General features: G+C 64.3%; 15 protein-coding genes and 1 pseudogene. 13 read left to right on the top strand and 3 right to left on the bottom strand.

Going from position 1 to position 18,027, the window contains the following annotated elements; all coding sequences use genetic code 11:
• Positions 1-30 precede the first annotated feature (30 nt).
• Genes PXJ20_RS24305 through PXJ20_RS24290 form a run of 4 tightly spaced genes read left to right on the top strand, consistent with a single transcriptional unit; the run spans position 31 to position 6,067 of the window.
• On the top strand, positions 31-1,596 hold the full coding sequence (locus tag PXJ20_RS24305) for a TolC family protein (protein ID WP_421032636.1): 1,566 nt from the start codon (positions 31-33) through the stop codon (positions 1,594-1,596).
• Positions 1,593-2,438, top strand: coding sequence for an efflux RND transporter periplasmic adaptor subunit (locus PXJ20_RS24300; RefSeq protein ID WP_421031843.1), 846 nt, complete (start codon positions 1,593-1,595; stop codon positions 2,436-2,438). The genes PXJ20_RS24305 and PXJ20_RS24300 overlap by 4 nt, the downstream gene beginning before the upstream one ends.
• 14 nt (positions 2,439-2,452) lie before the next feature.
• Positions 2,453-3,916, top strand: a complete 1,464-nt coding sequence (locus PXJ20_RS24295; protein ID WP_421031844.1) for an efflux RND transporter periplasmic adaptor subunit — start codon at positions 2,453-2,455, stop codon at positions 3,914-3,916.
• A 39-nt stretch (positions 3,917-3,955) separates the two neighbouring features.
• Entirely contained in the window at positions 3,956-6,067 is a 2,112-nt protein-coding gene (locus PXJ20_RS24290; protein WP_421031845.1) for an HlyD family efflux transporter periplasmic adaptor subunit, read from the top strand.
• 192 nt (positions 6,068-6,259) lie between these two features.
• Here PXJ20_RS24290 and PXJ20_RS24285 read toward each other — a convergent pair whose 3' ends face one another.
• Both PXJ20_RS24285 and PXJ20_RS24280 read right to left on the bottom strand, forming a co-directional pair.
• Positions 6,260-6,748 carry an amidase family protein gene (locus tag PXJ20_RS24285; protein ID WP_421032637.1) on the bottom strand — a complete coding sequence of 163 codons (489 nt, stop codon included), beginning with the start codon at positions 6,746-6,748 and terminating at the stop codon, positions 6,260-6,262.
• A pseudogene (locus PXJ20_RS24280) lies at positions 6,643-6,888 on the bottom strand (transporter); the annotation flags it as partial. The pseudogene PXJ20_RS24280 and the gene PXJ20_RS24285, both read right to left, overlap by 106 nt.
• Positions 6,889-7,099: 211 nt before the next feature.
• Here PXJ20_RS24280 and PXJ20_RS24275 point away from each other — a divergent pair.
• The 9 genes from PXJ20_RS24275 (at position 7,100) to PXJ20_RS24235 (ending at position 17,217) form a co-directional block, all read left to right on the top strand.
• Positions 7,100-7,966, top strand: coding sequence for a MoaF C-terminal domain-containing protein (locus PXJ20_RS24275; protein ID WP_421031846.1), 867 nt, complete (start codon positions 7,100-7,102; stop codon positions 7,964-7,966).
• Positions 7,967-8,149: 183 nt separating this feature from the next.
• Positions 8,150-8,887 (top strand): helix-turn-helix transcriptional regulator, encoded by a 738-nt coding sequence (locus PXJ20_RS24270; RefSeq protein WP_421031847.1) that lies wholly within the window; start codon positions 8,150-8,152, stop codon positions 8,885-8,887.
• A 41-nt stretch (positions 8,888-8,928) separates the two neighbouring features.
• On the top strand, positions 8,929-9,375 hold the full coding sequence (locus PXJ20_RS24265; protein ID WP_199540913.1) for a hypothetical protein: 447 nt from the start codon (positions 8,929-8,931) through the stop codon (positions 9,373-9,375).
• 224 nt (positions 9,376-9,599) lie between these two features.
• On the top strand, positions 9,600-11,099 hold the full coding sequence (locus PXJ20_RS24260) for an aldehyde dehydrogenase family protein (protein WP_421031848.1): 1,500 nt from the start codon (positions 9,600-9,602) through the stop codon (positions 11,097-11,099).
• Between the two features lie 99 nt (positions 11,100-11,198).
• Positions 11,199-12,137 (top strand): helix-turn-helix domain-containing protein, encoded by a 939-nt coding sequence (locus tag PXJ20_RS24255; protein ID WP_017774996.1) that lies wholly within the window; start codon positions 11,199-11,201, stop codon positions 12,135-12,137.
• 387 nt (positions 12,138-12,524) lie between these two features.
• Positions 12,525-13,973 carry an APC family permease gene (locus tag PXJ20_RS24250; RefSeq protein WP_421031849.1) on the top strand — a complete coding sequence of 483 codons (1,449 nt, stop codon included), beginning with the start codon at positions 12,525-12,527 and terminating at the stop codon, positions 13,971-13,973.
• A gap of 154 nt (positions 13,974-14,127) precedes the next feature.
• Positions 14,128-15,342, top strand: a complete 1,215-nt coding sequence (locus PXJ20_RS24245) for a porin (protein ID WP_421031850.1) — start codon at positions 14,128-14,130, stop codon at positions 15,340-15,342.
• 171 nt (positions 15,343-15,513) lie between these two features.
• Positions 15,514-16,815, top strand: a complete 1,302-nt coding sequence (locus PXJ20_RS24240) for an NAD(P)/FAD-dependent oxidoreductase (protein ID WP_421031851.1) — start codon at positions 15,514-15,516, stop codon at positions 16,813-16,815.
• A 33-nt stretch (positions 16,816-16,848) separates the two neighbouring features.
• Positions 16,849-17,217 carry a cupin domain-containing protein gene (locus PXJ20_RS24235; RefSeq protein ID WP_421031852.1) on the top strand — a complete coding sequence of 123 codons (369 nt, stop codon included), beginning with the start codon at positions 16,849-16,851 and terminating at the stop codon, positions 17,215-17,217.
• A 72-nt stretch (positions 17,218-17,289) separates the two neighbouring features.
• Here the strand turns inward: PXJ20_RS24235 and PXJ20_RS24230 are convergent, their stop codons facing one another.
• On the bottom strand, positions 17,290-17,895 hold the full coding sequence (locus PXJ20_RS24230; protein ID WP_421031853.1) for a phosphatase PAP2 family protein: 606 nt from the start codon (positions 17,893-17,895) through the stop codon (positions 17,290-17,292).
• Between the last annotated feature and the right edge of the window lie 132 nt (positions 17,896-18,027).

Below are 18,027 nucleotides of genomic sequence, written 5' to 3'. Positions count from 1 at the left end.
CCAATGAGACTACAACCGACAGTTGCCGAAATGATGCCTACGCCCGCGTTGGCGCCCGCCGCAAACGCCTCGTGCGAAGCCCGTTCCAAACGCGCAATGCGTCCGACGCTGATCGCGATTTCGGTGGCCGCTTTGTGGCTGTCGGGCTGCTCGATCAAACCGACGCCGTTCACCGACGCCGAGCGCGCGCAAAGCGCCCAGGCCGATCGCACGGCGATGTTCGCGGACCAGCCGCCGATCACCGGGCCCGTGACGCTCGAAGAGGCCATGGCGCGCGCGATCCGCTTCAATCTCGATCATCGCCTGAAGATGATGGAAGAGGCACTGGCGCAGAAGCAGCTCGACGTGGCGAACTTCGACATGCTGCCCCGGCTGACCACGGCGGCCGGCTATACGAACCGAAATCATCCGCTCGCCTCCGAATCGATTTCGCTGCAAACGCACCAGGTGTCGTTGGAGCCGTCGTACTCGACCGATCAGAACGACCGCACGGCCGATCTGACCTTCTCCTGGAACGTGCTGGACTTCGGCGTCAGCTACTTCGAGGCAAAGGAGCAAGCCGACCGCGTGCTCGTCGTCGAGCAGCGCCGGCGCAAGGTCGTGCAACTGATGATGCAGCAAGTGCGCGAAGCTTACTGGCAAGCGGTAGGCGCGCAGCGTCTCGAGAAAAGCGTCGGGCCGCTGCTCGGCCATGCCCAGCAAGCGCTCGAGGACTCGCGCAAGTCGCAGCAGGAAGGCTTGCGTTCGCCGCTCGACACGCTCGCCTATCAGCACGCGCTGCTCGACATCATGCGTCAGCTCGAAGCGGTGCGCGACCAGCTCGACGAAGCGAAGCCGCGGCTCGCCTCGCTGATGAACATCGCCCCCGGCACCGATATCACGCTCGCGCCGCCCGAGGGCTTCTCGGTTCCGACGTTCGACATGCCGATGGACCGTATGGAAGAGACGGCGCTCGAGCGCCGGCCGGAACTGGTCGAAGCGAGCTACAACGAACGCATCAGCATCAACGAGACGCACAAGGCAATCGCCAAGCTGTTGCCCGGCATCGAATTCCAACTGGGCGCGCACTACGACAGCAACAGCTTCCTTGCTTATCACGCGTGGCGCGCGGCCGGCATCAACGTGAGCTGGAACTTGCTCAACTTGCTCAACGCCAGGAACATTCGCGGCATGGCCGACGCTCAGCGCGACGTTGCGCGGGCGCAGCAGCTCGCACTGTCGATGGCGGTGCTCACGCAAGTGCATGTCGCGCGTGCGGAGTTGAGCGCGAAAGAGCGCCAGTTCGATCTGTTCAAGCAGATCAACGACGTCGACGGGCAAATCCTGCAGCACACGCACAACGCCACGATCGCCAATGCGCAAGGCAAGCTCGAGGAGATTCGTGCGGCGACATCCGCGATGATGTCGGAGCTGCGCCTGTATCAAAGCTACGGCGAGCTGGAAAGCGCTTACGGTCAGATGCTGGCGACGCTCGGGCTCGACCCGCTGCCGGCCGAAGCCGGCCAGGGCGATTTGAAATCGATCGAGCAATCGATCGACCAGGAGCAAACGCGCTGGGCCCAATTCGGCCACGTGGATGGAGCAAGAACGCAATGAATCGATGGTGCATGGCAGGGCTGCGCAGCGCGGCCTTGATGGTAGTGGGTTTCAGCTGTTTGGCCGGTAGTGCGCAAGCCGCGGGGCCGCAAGCCCCAATCGCGGCGCCGGCGTTGCCGAATGCGTCGACGACGCCTGCGGCGCCCGGCGTTTCCTCGGCCGCTCGCGCCGACGACGACGGCCGTATCCGCGTTCAGCTGGTCGCGCGCGATCAAGTCGACGTGTCGAGCGAAATCAGCGCGAAGATCGCCTCCATGCCGTTTCGCGACGGCGACGCGTTCCGTGTGGGGCAGACGCTCGTCTCGCTCGATTGCTCGCTCTACGCGGCGCAACTACGCAAGGCTCAGGCCGAAGCCGAAGCGGCCGTGCAGCTCAAGCGCGTCAACGATCGCCTTTCGCAATTGCATTCGATCGGCGAGATCGAAGTGCAGGAAGCCGATGCCAAAGCGAAGGCCAGCGCGGCCGAGGTCGCCTACATGCAGGCGACGGTGCGCAAGTGCGGCATTGCCGCGCCGTTCGACGGACGCGTCGTCAAGCGCAGCGCCTCGGCCCAGCAGTTCGCCGAACCGGGCAAGCCGCTCCTGACGATCGTCGACACGAGCCGCCTCGAACTGAAGATGATCGTGCCGTCGAAGTGGCTGGCCTGGCTCAAGCCCGGCCACGCGCTGACGGTCAGCGTCGATGAAGTCGGCAAGAGCTATCCGGCCACGGTGGCCCGCATCGGCGCGCGCGTCGATCCCGTTACGCAGACGGTAGACGTGACGGCCGCGCTCGCTGCCCACACGCCCGAGCTGTTGCCCGGCATGAGCGGCTGGGCGCGCTTCGCCGCCGCCGGTCGTTAGAGGGTAGCCGCGCGATGAACGCCCCGCTGCGGATCGAAGCGAGCGCGCTCGCCCTCCTATGGCAATTGTCGGCGCGCGCACGCGAGGCGTCGAGCGAGGAGACGCTTGGTTTCGTCGTCGTCAACGAAACGCTTTCGCTCGTACCGTACCGGCAGGCGGCATGGTGGCGCGCGCCGGCGCCTGTGCCCGGCGCGGTGGCCGCGGTGTCGGGCTTGCCGCAAAGCGATCCGGGCGCGCCGTATGTGCAATGGCTCGGCGAAGTATGCCGAGCGCTGGAACGGCGTGTGCATTCTGCGTCGCCCGCGGCGTCCACCTCGCAACCTGACCCGGCGATGGCGGCCGGCGGCGAAGCGCACGTGAACGTGGCCGCGGACACGCCGGCGCAGAGCGCCGACTCGCCGCCGCCCGCATGGCCGCGCGTTTTCACGGCCGATAGCGTGCCCGATGCGCTTGCGGCCGAATGGGACGCCTGGTGGCCGACGCACGCGCTGTGGGTGCCGCTCGTCGATCGGACGGGACGCTCGTTCGGTGGGGTGGTTTTCGCGCGCGAAGAACCGTGGACGCCTGTCGACGAAGCGCTTCTCGCCGAACTCGCGCGCGTCTGGTCGCATGCGCTCGCGGCGTTTTCTCCCCGGGCTTCGTGGATACAGCGCGCCAAACTGGCGCTGAGCGTGGGTAAATACCGGCGTCGCATGCTCGTGGCGCTCGCCTGCACGCTTGTCGTGCCGGTGCCGCTCACGGTGCTCGCGCCCGCCGAGGTCACGGCGAAAGACCCGTTCGTCGTGCGCGCGCCGCTCGACGGCGTCATCGACCATTTGTTCGCGCAACCGAACCAGCGTGTCGCAGCCGGCGCCCCGCTGTTCGCGCTCGATTCCACTGCGCTGGCTTCGCGCTATGCGCTGGCGAATAAAAACTACGCGACGGCGCAGGAAGAATATCGGCAGACCGCGCAGCTCGCCGTCACCGACGACAAGGACCGGCTGGACATGGCGCTGCGCAAGGGCAAGCTCGATCAAAGCGCGGTCGAACTCGACTACACCGCGCGCGAACTGGCGCGCGTGAGCGTCAATGCACCGCGCGCCGGCGTCGCCGTCTTCTCCGATCCGAACGACTGGAACGGCAAGGCGGTGTCCATCGGAGAAAAGGTGATGCTGCTGGCCGATCCGGCGCATGTCGAGCTGACGGCCTACGTGCCTGCCGCGGACAATGTCGACGTCGTGCCGGGCGCGAGCGTCACGCTCTATCCGAAGAGCTCTCCGCTCGCCTCATACGATGCGCGCATCGATACGGTGGCCTATCGCGCCGAGCCGACGCCCGAGGGTGTCGTCGCGTATCGCCTCAAGGCGACGTTCACGGGCAGCGTCAAGCCGCCGCTCGGCGTGATGGGCACTGCGCGCATTCACGGCCGATGGGTGCCGCTCGCCTACTATCTGTTGCGCCGCCCGCTGGCGACCGCGCGGCAGTGGCTCGGCTGGTAAGCCGCGCACGGTCTCCGCTTTCACTGACGCAGCGCACTAATGGCACGCCTTCCGTCCCTACGCCAGGAACTGAGCCTCACGTCCGGTGCGGCCACGCCGGAAGGCGCACCCACGTGGATGCTCCACGATCCCGCGGGGAATCGGTTCTTCCAGATCGGCTGGCCCGCGTTCGAGATGCTCTCGCGTTGGCCCCTCGACGACCCCGAGGCGATCGTGGCTTCGGTCAACGCCGAGACCACGCTCCATCTGACGATGGACGACTTCGAGTCGCTCGTGCGCATGCTGCACCATCAGCATTTGCTCGTTGCGACGAGCCCAGCCGATACGGACCGGCTCGCGAGCGCCGCCGCGGCGCATAAGCTCTCCCACGCGATGTGGCTGCTCAAGCATTACCTGATGATCCGCGTGCCGCTTTGGCGCCCGATGCCGTTCCTGCGGCGCTTCGCTCGCTACGCCGAAATCGCCTATCGGCCGGCGTTTTGGATGGCCGTGATGCTGATGGCGCTGACCGGCCTCGTGCTCGTGTCGCGCCGCTGGGACGAGTTCATCCACACGTTCCATGCGTATGCCGACCTGCGCGGGCTGATCGCGGTTGGGGTGGCGATCGGCTGCGCCAAGGTGCTGCACGAGTTCGGACACGCGTTCACGGCGCATCGCTACGGTTGCCGCGTGCCGACGATGGGCGTCGCGCTGCTCGTGATGGTGCCGGTGCTCTATACCGATACGACCGAAGCGTGGAAGGTGCCGGGGCGCGCCGAGCGGTTGCGGATCGGCGCGGCCGGCATGCTGACGGAGCTGGCGTTGGCCGCTTTGGCGACGTTGGCCTGGAGCGTGTTGCCCGACGGGCCGCTGCGCGCCGGCGCGTTCCTGCTTGCGACGACGACATGGATCGGCACGCTGACGATCAATGCAAGCCCGTTCATGCGCTTCGACGGCTACTTCCTGCTGTCGGATTGGCTCGACATGCCGAATCTGCATGACAGGGCGTTTGCGTTCGGCCGCTGGTGGATGCGCGAGCGGCTGTTCGGTTTTCGGGATCCGCAGCCCGAGCCGTGCGTGCCCAAGCGCCGGCGCTTCCTGATTGCCTTCTCGTTTGCGACCTGGCTGTATCGGCTGGTCGTGTTCTTCTCGATCGCTCTCGTTGTCTATCACGCGTTTTTCAAGGCGCTGGGCTTGATGTTGTTCTTCGTCGAATTCGGCTGGTTCATCGCACGCCCGATCGTGCGCGAAATCGCGGCGTGCTGGCGTCGCCGCACCGATCTGCATTGGCGGCGCGAGACGCGGCGCACCGCGTTCATCGGCGTGCTGCTTCTCGGCTTCTTCGTGCTGCCGTGGCACGGCGGCGTCAGCGCGCCGGCCGTGCTCGGGCCGTCGCGCGCGCAAGGGCTTTATGCCCCCGAAGCGGCTTACGTGACGGAGCAGGCGCCGATCGCGCGCGACGGGCAGCGCGTTCATGCTGGCGATGTACTCGCGGTGCTGGCGTCGCCCGATCTGACGCATCGGCTGCAAGCGGCGCGGACCGATGAAGCGCTGCTCAACTGGCAAGTCGAGCAGCAATCGTTCGACGGCCGCTTGCTCGAGCAGGGCGTGGCGCTGCGACGGCGCTGGGACGCCGCGCGCGAAACCGTGGCGGGACTTACCGCGCAAGTCGCGCAATTGACGCTGCGCGCACCGTTCGACGGCGTCGTGCAAACCGACGATGAACTGGCGCCGGGCACCTGGTTGCCGCGCGGCGAGCACGTTTTCGATGTCGTTGGGCCGATCGGCGTGAAGGGGGAGGCATTCGTCGGCGAAGACGACGCTGCGCGCGTCGCTGCCGGCGACCGCGTCGACTTCGTGGCGTCGTTGCCGGAACTCGGTGCGGTGCGTTGCCGCGTGACGGCGGTCGACCGCGTGAACGTGGCGACACTCGACACGCCTTCGCTCGCGAGCGTCTACGGCGGCTCGCTGCCCGTACAGCAGCAGCCCGGCACGCATCAACTGGTGCCGCTCGCGGCCATCTACCGGGTGCGGATCGACGAATGTCCGGCCAACGAGGCCTGGCCACGCGAGATCGACGGCACGGCAACTATCGGCGGGGCGCGCCAAAGCTTCGCATGGCGCGCGCTGAAGCATCTAGCGTCGGTGTTTCAGCGGGAAGGGGGAGCGTAACCACCTCCGAGGATTCGCGCGCGATGCACGGCGCGCGGAACGCCTGTCATGCACTACCCGGTTTCCCCCGTAAACGCCAGGATCGGTTTATCGAGGTAACCGCAGATGCTTTGACGCGAAGTATGGCTAGGATCATCACGAAGCGCCGGCATACGTCGCGATGCCGGCGCGGTGGAACGTCCTTCGGATAGCTTACGACGTCGGACCGCCAACGGAGATCGGTGGTCGTCGATCGGACCAGGGCGCAGCCCGCTCGAGTTGCGCCGCAAGCGAAAACAGCAGCGACTCTGCGCCGAACGCACCTGCGAAATGACTGCCGACGGGCAGCCCCTTTTCGTCCCAGTAAAGCGGCACCGACATCGCCGGTTGTCCCGTCGCATTGAACCAGGCCGTGAACGGCGAAAACCGGTGGGACCGATCGATGACTTCGCTCAACGACTGAGCGTCGTCCACTGTTGCAGGGTCGGCTGGCGGCAGCGGCAGCATGGCGAGCGTGGGCGTCAACAGCACGTCGTAGCGCTCCATCAAGTGACCGAACGTGCGTCCCGATGCGTGCCGTCGACGTTCGGGCCGATGTGCTGGCCGATCGCGAACTCCTGCCGGAACCCGGTGCCGCTGCGGTAGTTCGTTGCGTGGTTCGTCGTGTTCTGATCGATCTCGATGCCGCTCGAGATTTCGAATCCGCTGTTGGTGATGTACGTCGCGCCGACGATCGGCGAGAAGGTCCAGTGGTTGACGCCCCGGTTGAAGAGGCGCGTGGCGCGATAAGAGCCCGTCGGCGCCTGCGCTGCATGGATTTTCGGGCCGTCGGCGATGGTCACCGGCGATCTGGCGCAAACAAAAAAAGTTGGCAATGCGTTTTTACCCCGGACACACGAACGCCGTTTCGTGGCTGCATCGACGGCGTGTTGCAGCCGTTGTCATCCTTCTGGTCGATGCCGCGCGCGGCGACGCGTCTGTAGAGTGGATGCCTGTGCCGCCGTTCAATGGGCGGTGCGTGTTCAGCCTTCGTCCACAGGAGCCCGCTTCATCATGACGTCCCAACCCGCGTTCATCCAGGTCGGCGCGCTTGCCGACGGCTTTGCGCCCAATAGCCACATCCTTGCGCCCGTCGGCGATCTCGAAGGACGCACACTGGTGTTGACCTTCGCAGATGGAGGCGTCGACACGCTGCATTTCGACACCGCGCAATCGGTGGAGGTCGAACGTGTCCCGGCGGGGGCCGCGCAACCGGCACAACCGCGCGAACGGCATGCGTGCCGCGTGACCTCGCTGCGCGCGGGCATCTACTTCGTCGATTACATCGGCGCCGACGAGCCGCTCGTGGACGCGAACGGCCAATCGCGAGCGTCCAGCACCAGCTATGTGCTGGACCTGGGCAAACAGCTTTGCACGGTCGTCGTGGGCGTGCTGCCGGGCGAAAAGGAAACGCGGATCGACGCATTCACGCGCGTCGAGCGCGCAATGGAACTGACGGGCGTGCAGGCACAGATACGTCATGGCCGCATCGGCGCCGATACCGGCACCCAGGGTGCCGCGCTCCATGCGCCGACGACGGAGTTGATCGGCATGCGCAACCTGTATATCTACAGTGCGACCGAGCGCTACGAGCACATCTATCTGAACGACAACTTCTACGCGTGGCAGTGTCTGTCTGGCGTGGAGGCGGGGCTGGGCGATGTCGACCGTTGCCACACGATCGGTATCGACACCGCGCTGTATCTGTTCATCTGGCGCGAGAAGATCGTGCCGACGCTCGGCGTCGTGATGATCGACCTCGAACGCATGAAGACCGACGGCAAGATATTCGGCTATCACGGCAGCCGCTTCGACGCGCTCTCCAATTTCCCGGTCGGTGCGCATGCCCAGGTGCTCAACGTCACGCGGCATCCCGAATGAACACGTCATCCTGACCGCTGGGCAAGGGGCGCCGGTACGCGCGCTGGCCCGCGAAACCCGCCACAGCGCGAGGCGATCCATGGGCGAAGGGAAGGGGATTTGCCAATTAAGGCTCACGGCTTCGGGGCGCCGGTCACTACTATCGGTAGGGCAAAACCTCGACTGGCTCATGAAGGAGACGTCATGATCTGTGACCCCGGTATTCGCCCCTACCCCGCTGTGCGGCACGCCAGGCGCGAGGATCATGCGCTCGAAGCCGCCGTGGCCACACTCGCCGGACTCGTGCGGCCCAGCGCCACGGTGTTCTACCGGATCGGCAGCGATCGCCAGCCATCGGGCTTCGAACTGTTCGGCCTGGCGGAGGGCATGCATCGCACCTATCTGCAGCGCTATTGCCTGCTCGACCCGTTACATCCATCGCGCTGTGTCCAACAGCAAGGCAGCGTGGTCACGCTCGCCGGTGAACTGCCCGAGACGCTGCGCGGCAAGTCTGTCTACTGGCAGCGCTTTTTGCGGCCGCATCACGTGGTCGACGTGATGGAAGTACTCTTGCGAGCCGACGGCCATGTGGTCGGCGCATTTTCGCTGCTGCGCTTCGCGCCCGAGGCGCCCTTTTCCCGAACGGAGGTGGAAAGCGCGAATGCGCTTGCGCCGTTGCTCGAAGTCGCACTGGCGTCCAGGCTGCGCCGCGAACCGGCGCTGTGTCTCTCCCAGGCCGGGCCCGAGGCGGCGGACCGCGCGGCGCGTCTTACGCATCGCGAGGAACAGGTCGCGCGGCTGGTGCGCAACGGTCTCTCGAACAAGCAGATTGCCCGCGATCTGGCGCTCGCCCAGCCCACGGTCAAGACGCACCTGCTGCGCATGTTCCGCAAACTCGGCGTATCGAGTCGCACCGAACTGGTCGGTGTGCTGTTCCATTGACGAAGCCCGCCGCGACGGCCGGTATTTCTGCGTTGCGCGCAATGAACCCCGTCTCGTCCCGGCAACCGACCGCTGGCCGGAGGCCAGACGAGTCGGCACTGCTGCTCTACGCGGTGGCCGCGGTGGCGGTCAGGCCGGCGGGCGTGCCGGCGTGGTTCCGGCGCTGCCCCGGCGCGCTTGCCGCCGTGATCTCTCACGAGGAGGACGTGGCAGACATTCTGTTGCGCTTGCCGGATAGCTGGAATGTCGTAGACGGTGCACGCTGCGAGGGTCTGCACGACGAAATCGACGTGCTGGCTGTCGATCCGCGTTTTCGCCGCGGGCTGGTGCACGCGAGTTGCGCCATCGTGGCCCACGACGACGGCACGCGGTTTGTCCTGCTCATGCAGGTGAACGCAGCAGACTCGGTGTTATTGCCGCGCCGGCTGTTCCGCGGGCGCCGCACGTTTGAACGGTGCGTGTGGCCCGCTCGCCGGGCCGATCGTTGAGTATGGCCCGCTCGCCGGGCAGATCGTTGGGTTGCCCGGCCCGGCCCGGCGCGCCGCCCGTCGCGGTTTACCCGCAATTCCCGCGTATCTGCCGATTTGCGCTAACGCGCGTCGCGCCGGCTCTTTAGAGTCGGGGGGCTGCAATCGGTGTCCGATCCGCGAACGCTGCGGGCCAAACGTACACCGGGCACGTCATTTCACCCCAGGTTCGAGAGATCAACGATATGAGCAGCGATGCGACAGTCGCCCTATGCGACGCCGTCCGTGCATTCGTCGGACGGGAACACGGCCTCTTCATCGACGGCGCCATTGGCCTCGCCCATTCGCCGCGCCGGTCAAACGTATTCGATCCCGCGACGGGCCATGTACTGACCACGGTACCGGATGCCGATGCGACCGACGTGGACCGGGCCGTGGCGAGCGCTCGCGCCGCGTTCGAGGCGCGCGTGTGGCGCGGGCTGCGGCCCGCCGATCGCGAGCGCATCCTGTTGCGTTTCGCAGACGTGCTGGAGGCGCACGCCGAGGAACTCGCGCAGCTGGAGACCCTCAACCAGGGCAAGTCGATCAATGTTGCCCGTGCGATCGACGTGGGGGCCACGCTCGAGTACGTCCGCTATATGGCCGGATGGGCAACGAAGATCGTGGGCGAGACGCTCGACGTGTCGATTCCGTTTCCCCCTGGCGCCCGCTATACGGCGTTCACGCGGCACGAGCCAGTGGGCGTCGTGGCCGGTATCGTGCCGTGGAATTTTCCGATGATGATCGCGGTCTGGAAGCTCGTTCCCGCGCTTGCCGCCGGGTGTTCGGTCGTCATCAAGCCGTCGCCCGAAACGCCCCTCACGGCGTTGCGGCTTGCCGAACTGGCCAGCGACGCCGGCATCCCGGCGGGCGCGTTCAACGTGGTGACAGGCGGCGCGGAATGCGGGGCGGCGCTTGCGGCGCATCCAGGCGTCAACAAGATTTCGTTTACCGGTTCGACGCCTACCGGCAAGCGGGTCGGCACGGCGGCCGTGCAGAACATGACGCGTTTTTCGCTCGAACTCGGTGGCAAGAATCCGGCGGTGATGCTGGCCGACATCGACGTCGATCAGGCCGTACAAGGAGCACTTGCGGGCGGGTTCCTGAACCAGGGGCAAGTGTGCGCGGCCGTGTCGCGCATCTATGTGCATCGCAGCAAATATCGGCAGGTGGCCGAAGGGCTGGCCGACTGCGCGAACGCCATGACGATGGGCCCAGGCCTCGACCCGTCTGCGCAGATCAATCCGCTGGTTTCCGCGCACCACCGCGCGCGCGTGGAAGACCACCTTGCGCGCGCCCGCGCCGAGGGGCTGCGATTTCTGGCCGGCGGCGCGCGAGCCGAAGAGCCGGGCTATTACGTGCGGCCTGCCGTAATCGCCGATGTTCCGCCCGACGCGGCTATCGTGCGCGACGAGGTATTCGGCCCCGTGCTGGCGCTCGCACCGTTCGACGATGTGGCCGAAGCCTTGCATCTGGCGAACGACAGCCCATACGGCCTCGCTGCAAGCCTTTGGACCAACGACCTGCGCGCCGCGATGAACCTCGTGCCGCAGATGGAGGCGGGTACCGTGTGGGTGAATTGCCATGTGCCGCTCGATCCCGCCATGCCGTTTGGCGGTTACAAGCAGTCCGGCATTGGCCGCGAGTTTGGCCGGCATGCAATCGAGGGTTTCACCGAGACGAAATCGGTCTGTATTGCGCACTGAACGAAGCGCGTCGGCATTGGCTATACGAAAGTCCTAAAGACCTTGTCGCAATCCGAATTTTGATCGGGCACGATGCCTGGTGTTTCGCAGGAGAGGATGATGGAATTTCGGATTGCCGCCCTCGCCGACGCCCACGATCTATCACATGCCGTCAACGGTTGGGAGCAGGTTTATCGCCAGCTCACGCCCGGCCGTTTTGAAGGCACGCTGTTTCAGGTGAACAGCCCGGGCTTCCAGTTCTTCCAGGAAGCGACCAACCGGCGGGTCGTGCAGGCGGGCGTTTCGCCGAACGGCCTCTCGTCTATAGCCGTGCCGCTGACCGCGCCCATGCAGGGCACGTTCCAGGGGCAGCGTGTCGATGGCTACGCCATCATGGCGCTCGGCACGCACGAGGAGTTTCGCCTCTACACCCCGGAATCGATGCATTACGCCGTCGTCAGCCTGGCGGCCGGAACGATGGAGGAACTCGTCGGGATCACGGTCGGCGACGCTGCCGTGCGTCAGTTGAGGAAGCACGTGTTGCCCGTGCCCGGCGAACGCGTTGCCGTTCTGCGCGAAGGTCTGACGCGCTATTTCGAGGCTGCGGCACGCAATCCGGCTGGCTTCGTCAACCCGTCGGCCACCCGACTTTTTCAGGATGAGGTGGTGAGCCTCATGCTCGGTCTTCTCGAAGCCGCCACCGAGGAGACGCGCGACCTGACGCACAGCACCTACAGTGAAATCGTGCGGCGTTGCGAACGCCTGATCCAGGAGCAGGCCGACCAGCCTCTCACGGTGCTGGACTTGTGCCGTCATCTGCGCTGTAGCCGCCGCACGCTTCAGACGAGCTTTCAGCGCGTCGCGAACGTCACGCCGGTCGAATACCTGCGCTCCATCCGTCTCAACGCGGTGCGCCAGTTGTTGCGCTCGACAGCGGCGGGCGAATTGCTGATCGGCGATGCCGCCGCCCGCTGGGGGTTCACGCATCTCAGCTACTTCGCGCGGGAGTACCGCGACCTCTTCGGCGAATTGCCCTCGCAGACGCCGCGAAAGAATTGACGCGACGTGCTGCGCGCACGTCGAAACGCTGCGTGCGCAGTGCGCTGCATGATCCAGGTGTCCCTTCTTCAAGATTGCATCTGGCGCGGCGCGATGTGGTGTCGTGTCCCAGCGCTCTCACATGGTCCGGCATTCGTATGAATGCCGGGTCGCCTTGCCCATCCCTCGCTCGATCACGCTACGGCATGGTGCAGCCCGCTCTCATGGGAACGCGTAAACCCCAGGCATGCGACGTCTTGCCAATCTGTGCTGCCGGACTCGACTTTTGGCTTCATACATTGCCATCCACACGGCGGGCTATCGTCCGGTCCAGTCGGACCGCAAACGAGCGGCCCCGATGCCGTGCACCACGACAGCAGACAGGCCATTCCATCGGGAGCGAATCAAATGAGTGTCGCAATGGACCCTACACCTTCGACCGAGCTACGCAAGGGCGCGCTCGGCCTCGGCTTCATCGTTTTCTTCGTCATCTCGGCCGCGGGCCCGCTCGTCGCGATTGCGGGCGGCTTCCCCATCGGCATCATGCTGGGCAACGGGGCCGGCACGCCGACGCTGCTCATTGCTACCGTGCTGATCCTGCTGATGTTCGCCGCGGGCTACACGGCGATGTCGCGCTACGTCACGAACGCCGGCGGCTTCTATGCCTTCACGGCCCGCGGGCTCGGCGCAACCGCGGGCGGTGCTGCGGCGTTTCTCGCGCTGCTCGGCTACAACACGATGCAGATCGGGCTCTACGGCATGTTTGGCGCAGTGGCGTCCGGCTTTCTGTCTGCGCGGCTCGGCATCACGGTACCGTGGTGGGCATGTTCGCTCGTCGCGCTGGCCAGCATAGCGGTGCTGGGCTACCGGCAAATCGACCTGTCGGCGAAGCTGCTGTCGCTGCTCGTGTTCGGTGAATACATTGTCGTGCTGATTCTCGACGTAGCGATCCTCAAGTCGGGCGGTGCACACGGCATCAACTTTGTGTCGTTCACGCCGCACGTATTTCTGAGCGGCACGCCTGCCATCGGGTTCCTGTTCTGCTTCGCGAGTTTCGTCGGCTTCGAAGCCACCACGATCTATAGCGAGGAGGCGAAAGACCCGCGCCGCACGGTGCCGCTTGCAACGTATATCTCGGTGCTGCTGATCGGCGGCTTCTACGCCTTCTCGCTGTGGTGCATGGTGATTGGCGCGGGCGCCGGCGAGATCGTGAAGACCCTGAACGCACTGTCCGACCCGACGACGTTTCTCTATTCGCTGTCCGATCACTACGCCAGCCATGCGCTGACCGACGCGATGAGCGTGCTGTTCATCACGAGCGTCTACGCGGGTCTTCTCGCTTTCCACAATTCGGCGGCGCGCTACTTCTATGCAAGCGGACGCGAAGGCCTGTTGCCGGCATCGCTCGGGCACACGCATGCCTCGCACAGCAGCCCACACGTTGGCTCAGTATTGCAGACCGTCATTGCCGCGTGCGTCGTCATCGCGTTCATCGTCGGCAAGTCGGACCCTGTGCTCACGTTGTTCTCGTGGCTCACGAATCTTGCGACGCTTTGCATCATCGCGCTGATGGTGTTGTCGTCCGCGGCCGTGCTCCGCTTCTTCGCACGCACGGCGCAGCACGAGGAAGGCGCGTTGCGCGTCTTCGTGTTTCCGGTGCTTTCGGGCATTGCGCTCCTCGCTGTGCTCGTGCTCGCCATCATCAACTTCCCGGTTCTGACGGGCGCAAGCGTCGGGCTCTCGTATGGGCTCACCGTGTTGATGCCGGTTTTCGCGGTCGCTGGAATCGTCAGCGCCCGCCGGCTCAAGGCGCGCAATCCACGCGCGTTCGACGCACTCGGCAACTCGCGGCTCTAGCGCACGCGTAGCCGCGGTTCATTCCCACATTTTCCTCACCGGCTGAGGGCGCTTTGCGCCGCTCAGAGGGACGGGTGTTGCCCGACGTTCGACACGCTCCAGATCGCAGTGCATCCCGGCCACAGGATTCTTGATAAGACATAGGAGGTAGCAAATGAAAGTTAAAGCGAGATATGCCGCCGCGTGCGTCATGCTGTTCGGCGCAGCAGTTCACGAGGCACACGCACAAAGCAGTGTGACGCTGTACGGATCGGTGGATGCAGGGGTGCTGTATTCGACCAACCAGCAGGTCACCGACGCGAACGGCGCCGTGCACGGCGGCCATGCCGTGCAGCTTGGCGGCGGCTATCTGATGCCGTCGAGGTGGGGGCTCATGGGCACCGAGGATCTGGGCGGCGGCCTGAAAGCAACGTTTGCGCTCGAGAACCAGTTCCTGACCGGAAACGGCGCGATGCTGCAGAACGGCGCGCTCTTCAGTCGCCAGGCGTGGGTGGGTCTGCGAGACGACCGGTACGGCACCCTTAGTCTTGGACGGCAATACGATTCGTACTCCGACTTTCTCGGCGTCTATGCGTCGAGCAACGCGTGGTCGACGCTCTACGGCTCGCATTTCGGCGACGTCGATAACCTCAACGAAGCGTTCAACATGAACAACGCGGTGAAGTTCACGAGCGTCGACTTCAGCGGGTTCACGTTCGGCGGCACGTTCAGTCTTGGCGGCCAGGCCGGCGACTTCAGTGCACGACGCGGCTACGCGCTTGCTGCGGCCTATACCCATGGTCCCGTGTCGGTGAGTGCCGGCTATCTCGATCTCAATAATCTGCTCGATGCGGCACTGGGCGGAGCCTCCGGCTACATTGGCGACTTTGCCTGCAGCAACGCAGCCGCCATGTACTGCAACCTGCAGAATGCGCGCGCCATGAAGGCGGCAGGTATCGGCGGGTCGATCACGTTAGGTGATGCGATGGTCGCGCTCGTCTATACGCACACGAAGCTTGAAAACAGTGCGTACTTCGCGAGCAGCGCCCGCCCTGACGGCGCGGATGTGACGTTCGATATCGCCGAATTGAACACCACATACAACCTCACGCCGACATGGACGCTCGGGGCTGCGTACATCTTCAACCGTGCGCACGTTGAAGGCGGCGGTTCGACTCGCTTCCATCAGGTCAACCTGGGCGCGACCTACGCGCTGTCCAAGCGCACGGCGCTGTACGGCGTAGCGATCGGGCAGGTGGCCTCCGGGCAGGGACTGGGCATCAACCCTGCAACGGGCGGCACGGCAGATTACGCCCAGATTCCGAATCTCGTGAACAGCAATTCGAATCGCCAGCTCGCGTTAATGGCGGGACTGAGGGTGATGTTCTGAGACGTCGGATCCTGTGCGGGAAACAACAACGCGAGCAGAACACGTTCGTTTCGGTTGAGCGCCTGCCGATTTGTGATAACGGCACGCGCTCTGTCTGCTTAAGATCGTTTGCCACCAGGATTGTGCGGGTCATTGCAGGCCCGCACGTTTTCGAAACAGACGGGACACGCAATGCACACGGATGAAACGCCGACGTACTACACGGCAACCAGGAAATACGATTTGAGTTTCCCGTCGCTCGAGGGCGATATTGAAGCAGACGTGGTGATCGTAGGCGGTGGATTCTCGGGCATTCACACCGCGCTCGAACTGGCGGAGCAGGGCGTGACGGACACGGTCGTTCTCGAAGGGCGCTACCTGGGATATGGCGGTACGGGGCGCAACGGTGGGCAGGTCATGGCCGGAATCGGACACGATCTCGACGCGATCAAGGCCGACGTGGGCGAAGAAGGTCTGCACGCGATATTCGCGTTGAGCGACCTCGGGCCGCAGATCATGCGTGACCGTATCGCTAAATACAACATCGATGCGGACTTCCGCAGCGGATACGGCTATCTCGCCTATAACGCGCGCCAGGCGAAGACCCTGCGCAGCTGGGAGAAAGAATTCAAGTCGCTCGGTTCTCCGTACGAAATACGTTTTATGGAAGGGCGCGACGTCAGGCAGATCATTGGCTCCGACGTCTACGAGGCTGCGCTGCTGCATATGGGCGGCGGGCATGTGCATTCGCTCAATCTGCTGCTTGGCGAGGCGAAGGCGATTTCGGAGATCTACGGCGTGAGGATCTTCGAATACAGCCCTGCGCTGGAAGTGATTTATGGCGACCGGATCAGAGTCAGAACGGCAAAGGGATCGGTAAGCGCGCGCAAGCTGGTGTGGGCCGTAGACGGATTCAATAACCGGATCGAGCCGGAGCTGCATCGCAGCACGATCAACGTGTACGCATTCAACTCGGTAACAGAACCGTTGAGCCATGAACTGATCGAGCAGATCAGCCCGATTCGCGGCGCGTATAGCGATATCCGACCGATCATCAATTACTACCGCGTGACGAACGATAACCGGCTGATGTTCGGTTCGTCGACGCAGGTGATCGAACGCGTCCCCACCGATCTCAAGCAATGGAACCGGCGCTTGATGCTGGAGGTATTTCCGTACCTGCACGACGTCCGTATCGATCTCGCGTGGGGTGGTCCTATGGCTACAACGCGCAACCTTTTTCCGCAGATCGGCGCTCTGCCCGGACACGCCAACGCGTTCTTCGTACAGGGCTATTCCGGCTTCGGCGTCACGCCGAGCCAGATCATCTGCAAGATTCTGGCGGAGGGCATCCTGGGCGGCTCGGAGCGTTATCGGCTGATTAGCGCAATAAGCCGCGCGGGAATTGGCGGTAAAGACCGCTATCGCGCCTTGCTCGTCAGCCTGGGCAAGGCGCTTCACCAGATGTCCGGCTACTGGAATGGACGCCGTTGAGTTCCATCCTTGTTCTGATACAGGATTTTCATCATGAGTCTGACCATCATCGATCGCAACATGACGATCGCGCATCTTCATCCGTGGGGCAGTCTGAGCCAGCTCGGTGCCGAAATTCTGGAAGGGGGAGATGTGCAGGCGTATGGCAGCGCGACGCACGGCACGCCCACCGATGCCATCAACGCGGGCTATTTCGGTACGTCGAAGGGCACATACCGCCTTGTGTACCCGTTCAGCGAACAGGCAACGATCCTGCAGGGAGAAGTGCGTATCACCGACGAGTCCACCGGCCAAAGCGCGCTATTCCGTACGGGCGATTCCTGGTTTATGGAAAAAGGAACACTTACGCTGTGGGAAGTGTTGAGCGACAGTTTTACGAAGCACTATCTGGCGTTTTCGTGATCGGGCAGGCCTTTGCGGGCGGCCGGCCTGTTCATGACAGAGGGTAGTGAGCGGGTTCGCGTGGACGCGCAGTTATGGGCGCAGCCATCCTTGATCGATCGGCCAGGCGAGCGTTTTGCGGTACACCACAACGCATGCTCGCGTAAAGGCCGATCCCCATGGGCTCCAGAGTGCCGAACTCAGAGCGTATGTGATCCAGGCCACGCTGGCCGCGCCGACCATGTCGAACGGAAAGTGCACGCCGACAAACACGCGCGACCACGCCACCGCGATATCGACTGCAAGAATAAACAAGCCAGGTAGTCGCAGCCCGCTGTAGAGAAAAGTGAACGACACGGCTGAGAGCAGCGTAACGTGATCGCTCGGAAACGACGAGTCTGGCGCATGCGCCAGAAGCGTGTGTCCCAATCCAGTCACGAACGGTCGAGGGTGATACCAGACCATACCGATCAATTGGTTGATGCCCAGCGCGACAAAGCCAACGAGGCTCGCGCGAACGGCTATTTCACGCCTCTCGCTGCCTGCCGCCAGCCACACGCAGGCGAGCGTGACCGGGACGATCCAGATTGCGTAGTTGGCGAGCAGCAAACCAGCTTCGGTCAGCCAATGCGGGGTAGTTGGCGTGGCGTTGAGCCGAAGAAAAATCGCTCGATTAAATGCTTCGATCGGTTCGGTCATGGACTCTTGCAGCATACGTTAACGGAACATCGTCATTGGGGTGATCGCGAGGTCAATGAACCTCGTCCACACCTGGCGCGTCGTCGCTGGGCAGAAGGCAAGCCTACAGGGCGTACCTTAAGAACGGATTAA

Source organism: Paraburkholderia sp. A1RI_3L (genome assembly GCF_048957895.1).
Taxonomy (GTDB): Bacteria; Pseudomonadota; Gammaproteobacteria; order Burkholderiales; family Burkholderiaceae; genus Paraburkholderia; species Paraburkholderia kururiensis.
This window is presented reverse-complemented; position numbering and strand designations above follow the sequence as displayed.

Excerpts from the sequence above, each read along its gene's own strand:
- PXJ20_RS24305 (WP_421032636.1), top strand. The coding sequence starts at position 31 with ATGATGCCTACGCCCGCGTTGGCGCCCGCCGCAAACGCCTCGTGCGAA.
- PXJ20_RS24300 (WP_421031843.1), top strand. The coding sequence starts at position 1,593 with ATGAATCGATGGTGCATGGCAGGGCTGCGCAGCGCGGCCTTGATGGTA.
- PXJ20_RS24295 (WP_421031844.1), top strand. The coding sequence starts at position 2,453 with ATGAACGCCCCGCTGCGGATCGAAGCGAGCGCGCTCGCCCTCCTATGG.
- PXJ20_RS24290 (WP_421031845.1), top strand. The coding sequence starts at position 3,956 with ATGGCACGCCTTCCGTCCCTACGCCAGGAACTGAGCCTCACGTCCGGT.
- PXJ20_RS24275 (WP_421031846.1), top strand. The coding sequence starts at position 7,100 with ATGACGTCCCAACCCGCGTTCATCCAGGTCGGCGCGCTTGCCGACGGC.
- PXJ20_RS24270 (WP_421031847.1), top strand. The coding sequence starts at position 8,150 with ATGATCTGTGACCCCGGTATTCGCCCCTACCCCGCTGTGCGGCACGCC.
- PXJ20_RS24265 (WP_199540913.1), top strand. The coding sequence starts at position 8,929 with ATGAACCCCGTCTCGTCCCGGCAACCGACCGCTGGCCGGAGGCCAGAC.
- PXJ20_RS24260 (WP_421031848.1), top strand. The coding sequence starts at position 9,600 with ATGAGCAGCGATGCGACAGTCGCCCTATGCGACGCCGTCCGTGCATTC.
- PXJ20_RS24255 (WP_017774996.1), top strand. The coding sequence starts at position 11,199 with ATGGAATTTCGGATTGCCGCCCTCGCCGACGCCCACGATCTATCACAT.
- PXJ20_RS24250 (WP_421031849.1), top strand. The coding sequence starts at position 12,525 with ATGAGTGTCGCAATGGACCCTACACCTTCGACCGAGCTACGCAAGGGC.
- PXJ20_RS24245 (WP_421031850.1), top strand. The coding sequence starts at position 14,128 with ATGAAAGTTAAAGCGAGATATGCCGCCGCGTGCGTCATGCTGTTCGGC.
- PXJ20_RS24240 (WP_421031851.1), top strand. The coding sequence starts at position 15,514 with ATGCACACGGATGAAACGCCGACGTACTACACGGCAACCAGGAAATAC.
- PXJ20_RS24235 (WP_421031852.1), top strand. The coding sequence starts at position 16,849 with ATGAGTCTGACCATCATCGATCGCAACATGACGATCGCGCATCTTCAT.
- PXJ20_RS24230 (WP_421031853.1), bottom strand. The coding sequence starts at position 17,895 with ATGACCGAACCGATCGAAGCATTTAATCGAGCGATTTTTCTTCGGCTC.